Source organism: Candidatus Poribacteria bacterium (assembly GCA_021162805.1).
In the GTDB taxonomy this organism is placed as follows: domain Bacteria; phylum Poribacteria; class WGA-4E; order B28-G17; family B28-G17; genus JAGGXZ01.
Window position 1 is genome coordinate 1 of record JAGGXZ010000122.1, and the last position, 4,722, is coordinate 4,722.

Genomic DNA, 4,722 nt, shown 5'->3' on the forward strand with positions numbered 1-4,722 from the left:
ATCTGAGAAAGTGTGAAAGTGAAAAATCCTGCCTCCTTGTCCCAATTTGCCCCGCCTGCCGGGATAAGGTATCATATTGAGGATTAGAGGATTAAGGGATTAGGGGATTAAAGGATTAGGGGGTTAAAAGAAGTGGTTAAGAGGATAAGAAAAGCTTATGAAGAATATAAATCGAAGTTCAATGAAGAACCGGATATGGAACTGCTTGAAATGGTAGGAATCGCTCCCCCTCTCCCCCGAGGATCAGAAGAGGGAACTGATGGATATAATCGAGGAGAGATACTTGAAAAAATTGGACTCTCGACTTCCATAGAGATTGCATTTCTTTATGGGAAAGTCTATAATTATTACCGACTTCGCAGCACCTGGCTCTTGTTCCCTGAGAGGGATAAGAATGCAATACGACGTTGCGGCAAAAGTAGTGGTCCAACACGGCAAAGAAGCGATACTGAAGTGGTTCCTCCACATCGATCCGGAGGAGGTGGAACTCCTAGAGGAGATTCCCCAGGAGAGTGTAAGCCTCAGAAGAAGCGACTTCCCGTTATGGGTCAAAACTAAAGACGGCAAGGAGAAGATCGTCCTCCTTGAGTTCCAGACAAGATGGGAAAGAGACGTGCCGATAAGACTGCTGGAATATCATGTGCGGTTCCTGTTGAGATATCACCTTCCCGTAGTGAGCGTTCTGATCCTCTTCCGGAGGCGAGAGGGGATAGAAGGGGTATATGAGGACGAGTCGATCAGGTTTCGATATCACCTTATCAAGATGTGGCAGATGAAAGCTGAGGAGGTTCTGGAGAGAGGGGAGATATGGCTTTACCCGTTTGTGCCTGTGATGGAGGGCGGGATAGAGGAGATATACAAGGCTGAGGAGGGGATATACAGGAGCGATTTGAGCAGAGGAGATAAGGCCGACTTGTTGACGGCTTTGGCTATATTTTCTGGGTTCAAAGGTGAGCAGATAGTTAGGGAGCTTCTGAGAAGGAGGCGAGACATTATGATAGAGTCGCCTGCATATGAGATAATTAAGGAGGAAGGCATCAGAGAGGGATTGCAGCAAGGGTTACAACAGGGCATGCTTGAGGATGCCAGGGAGATGGTTCTGAGGGCGTTCGGAGTGAGGTTCAAGGTCGTCCCACCAGACATTGAGGAGAAGGTGAGATCCATCAACTCAAGAGCCACCCTTGTGACGCTGCACGAGATCGCCATAACCTGCAAGGACCCCGATGAGTTCAGAGAAGCGCTTAAAATTGCCACTGGCGGATGAGAACCCTCTGAGGGAAGAAGGTAAAGGCAGAGGTAGAGGTAAAGACAGAGGAGAAGGAATCATCAGCGGCGGACTGCGGACATTAATAAGTCGAGAGACGAGAGTCAAGAGGCGAGAGATGAAAATGACTCTCGACTCCAGACGATGAGTTCAGGAAAGCGCTCAGAATGGCTTTGGGGGAATAAAAGAGGTGGTGTGTGATGATATACAAATTTAAAGTGATAATTGAACAGGATGAGGATGGGGTATACATCGTAAGCTGCCCCTCCCTTCAGGGATGTTATTCTCAGGGGGAAACTATAGATGAAGCCTTGGAAAATATTAAGGATGCGATAAGGCTACATATAGAGGCTCGTAAATCCCTTGGCGAACCTATCCCCGTGGAGATAGCTCTGGAAGAGGTGAAGGTAAGTGCCTGAGCTGAGACCCCTAAGACCTGAGGAGGTTTTAAGAGCGTTGGAGCGACTGGGGTTCAAAAGAATACGACGGAGTGGAAGCCATGTCGTTTTGAGACATCCCGATGGACGATGGGTTGCAGTTCCTGTTCATATAAGGTAAAGATGTTGCAAAGGGAACCCTACGCAAGATCATTAGGGATGCTGGTGTAACCGTGGAAGAGTTCATGAACCTGGTATGAAAAGCGCTTTGAAAATGATGGGCGGATGATAAGTCGAGTTGAGGATTAGAGGATTAAGGGATTCGCTCTTATTTCCCTTGAGTGTAGTATCTGTGGCCGATTGTCCGCTATCCACAGTCCGCGGTCCGCAGCGTCGGATTAGTCGAGGGTCGAGAGTCTAGAGTCAAGAGTCTTTTTTCTTTTCATCTCTTGACTCTCGTCCCTTGTCCCTTGACTCTTGACCTAGAATAGCGGCGGACGGTGGACTGCCGACCGCCGACGGCCGACCTTTAAGCCCTATTGCCCCTTACATCGGGATAGGGTATCATATATGCTGAAGATTAAAAGGGGAAGAGGGAGGTATCGATGACCATGGGAGCTTAATAGATATCAAGCGGTTAAGCGAGATCGCTCAGATAGAATTTGCCGATATCGTGGCGGATACGCTTGTTCCCGATGTCAATGAACTTCGCATTATCCTAATCGATGGCAGCTTTATAGATGTCTGGTTCTCCTTAAAACTTCATGGACGCTATAGTTATCATTGGGATCGGCAGGCTATTGACGGGAAAATCTACCGGCATGATAACGCTCCTCATAAACGTTGGAGGTCTGTGAGTACTTTTATCCGGAGAAAACTGATAGGAGTTCAGAAGTAGAAAATCCCCCCAAATTATGCTACAATTCCCGAGCGCTGGAGAGGGGAAAGAGAAAAAGAGAGATGGTTAAAAGAGGTGAAACGATATGGGAATGTTCGACACGATCCATCTCGATAGGAAATACACCTGCCCGATGTGCGGCGGGGAGATCGACTCCATCCAGATCAAAGCCTTCGATAACATGCTTGAGGATTACTATGTCAAAGATTGTATCTCGCACGCAGAGGAGATAAGGATCATAAAAGATGAGCTGTTCTGCGACCGGTGCCGCAAAAACACGGGCGTGAAAGTCTATATCGTCGTAAACAGAGGGATACTGATGGGAACGGCAGAGACGCTGCAGGAGGCGAGGAAACTGCTGGACGAGCTGAACCTGGAGAAACTCATACTCTGGTATCACGACCTCTACGCGAGATATATCAGAGAGAGAAATGAGAAAAACTCCTATAGAAGGTTCCTGGAGAACCTCCACGAGTGGTATGGCGAAAGGATCTTCGAGAAGGAGGACAAGATCAGATCGCTCCTGTTCATCCACGATCTAAAACACCTCAAAGGCACCTCAGATCCCATCGAGGCGATCGAGAGGTTCCTGACCTACAGGAAGATGTTAAAGGCGCTGGACGAACTTTGGGAGGAGGGCCATGATCCGCTCCATATCAGCTATGTGGGGGAGACGAACCCCGGCGACGATGTGTGGTCGGTGGATATCTGCCAGGAAGAGATCAACAAGCGCTGCGATCTGAGCCGCACCTGGAGGGTCATAAGCAGGAGGATGCTGGAGATGAGCGGCAGGAAGGAGGATGAACTGCCGGAATGGGAGGTCACCGTCGATGAGCCCTTCTCCGAGGAGACGGTCCGCAGGGCGATCGAGAGATGGCTCCGAGACAGGGGATATGAGTTCGAAGTGAGGCTCGCAAATGACGACGGCCCATCAACGCCGTTATCCCATTGCACGTCTAACGGTTAAACGGTACGCTCATATTACCGCTTCATCGTCCTCAGGAGAAATGAGGGGAAAGCTCCACCGCGATACGGTTGTGAGCGTTTTCACCCTTGCGGGGGAGCCGGGTGAGGCGGCATATATCGCCAACGCCGCCGGTGTGGTGGTCGGTTTCCGTTGCACGTCATCACGTTCAACGTTTAACGTTGTAACGTTTTTCGCCCCCTGCTTCCTTTCTCCTGTTTCCTACCTCCGAGGGCTGCCCGATGATGGTTTGTGCTGCCGGAGGATCAAACGGGTGAAGTTTTAGATTTCGTCTTGTTCCTTCTTGTAGCACCTGTGGACAGCCGAAATAGATATGCGAACCTTCGGGAAGGCAGGAAAGTTAACCGGGTTGACGAGTAGGATGTCTGAATAGGGAATGGGAAAGACATGGTTTCAAGCAGTGTAACTGTCAGATTGACAAAGCATGCTCGCATTAAGATCGCTGAGAGAGATATCCCTTTAGATATTATCAAAAGCGTTATACTATCTCCAACATGGAGAGAAAACGACAAGTTTGATAGCTCTCTAACTCATCTCATGGGGGAAGTCGGAGGGAGATTTCTCAGGGTAATAGGAAGATGGGAAGGTGAAAATGAGTTTGTTGTCATAAGCGCCTTTTACGATAGACGGCTTAAAAGGAGAAAACAACATGATTAAGATTAGCTACGATAAAGAGGGAGACGTCTTGGAGATAAAATTCTCCGATGACCCTGCTAGTGACAGCGAGTATGTCGAAGAGTCGGGATTGGTTATAGATTATGATAACAGCGGCAATATAGTAGCCCTGGAGATAATCTCCTTCTCCAAGAGGGTCAAAAGGGAACAGGCTGTGGAGGCCTTGGCTATCTGAGACAGACACTGCCAACGCTGCTTCGGCAAGCTAAGTGCTGCAACGATCACGCCGCAGGAGATCCTCGGGCAGTGGAAATAGGTCTCCGTTGCACATCATCACGTTCAACGTTCTAACGTTCAAACGCCCCAAAATGACCGCAAATGACCATCGCTCTTATTTCCCCTGAGTGTAGTATCTGTGGCCGATTGTCCGCCGTCCACAGATCAACCGTCATCTGTAGTCATTAAGTCATTCGGCTTCGCCGTCATTAGAACGTTTAACGTTCCAACGTTCAACGTTTTAACGTTTTCCAATCGGCTTCGCCGTCATTAATGACTACAAATGACTATCAATGACGACAAATGA

4 protein-coding genes and 1 pseudogene are annotated in these 4,722 nt (G+C 48.8%); all 5 read left to right on the plus strand.

Annotated elements, in window-relative coordinates; all coding sequences use genetic code 11:
- Nucleotides 1–394: 394 nt before the first annotated feature.
- The 5 genes and pseudogenes from J7M22_09410 to J7M22_09430 all read left to right on the plus strand — a co-directional run bounded on the left by J7M22_09410 (nt 395) and on the right by J7M22_09430 (nt 4,374).
- Nucleotides 395–1,264, plus strand: coding sequence for a hypothetical protein (locus tag J7M22_09410; protein MCD6506827.1), 870 nt, complete (start codon nt 395–397; stop codon nt 1,262–1,264).
- A gap of 200 nt (nt 1,265–1,464) precedes the next feature.
- Nucleotides 1,465–1,683: a type II toxin-antitoxin system HicB family antitoxin gene (locus J7M22_09415; GenBank protein MCD6506828.1), complete on the plus strand. Its 219-nt coding sequence runs from the start codon at nt 1,465–1,467 to the stop codon at nt 1,681–1,683.
- Nucleotides 1,676–1,901, plus strand: a pseudogene (locus J7M22_09420) (type II toxin-antitoxin system HicA family toxin). The gene J7M22_09415 and the pseudogene J7M22_09420 overlap by 8 nt, the downstream one beginning before the upstream one ends.
- A 723-nt stretch (nt 1,902–2,624) precedes the next feature.
- Nucleotides 2,625–3,506, plus strand: coding sequence for a hypothetical protein (locus tag J7M22_09425; protein MCD6506829.1), 882 nt, complete (start codon nt 2,625–2,627; stop codon nt 3,504–3,506).
- A 667-nt stretch (nt 3,507–4,173) separates the two neighbouring features.
- Nucleotides 4,174–4,374 carry a DUF2283 domain-containing protein gene (locus tag J7M22_09430; protein MCD6506830.1) on the plus strand — a complete coding sequence of 67 codons (201 nt, stop codon included), beginning with the start codon at nt 4,174–4,176 and terminating at the stop codon, nt 4,372–4,374.
- Nucleotides 4,375–4,722: the final 348 nt, after the last annotated feature.

Coding starts and splice junctions, on each gene's coding strand:
- J7M22_09410 (MCD6506827.1), top strand. CDS start 395: ATGCAATACGACGTTGCGGCAAAAGTAGTGGTCCAACACGGCAAAGAA.
- J7M22_09415 (MCD6506828.1), top strand. CDS start 1,465: ATGATATACAAATTTAAAGTGATAATTGAACAGGATGAGGATGGGGTA.
- J7M22_09425 (MCD6506829.1), top strand. CDS start 2,625: ATGGGAATGTTCGACACGATCCATCTCGATAGGAAATACACCTGCCCG.
- J7M22_09430 (MCD6506830.1), top strand. CDS start 4,174: ATGATTAAGATTAGCTACGATAAAGAGGGAGACGTCTTGGAGATAAAA.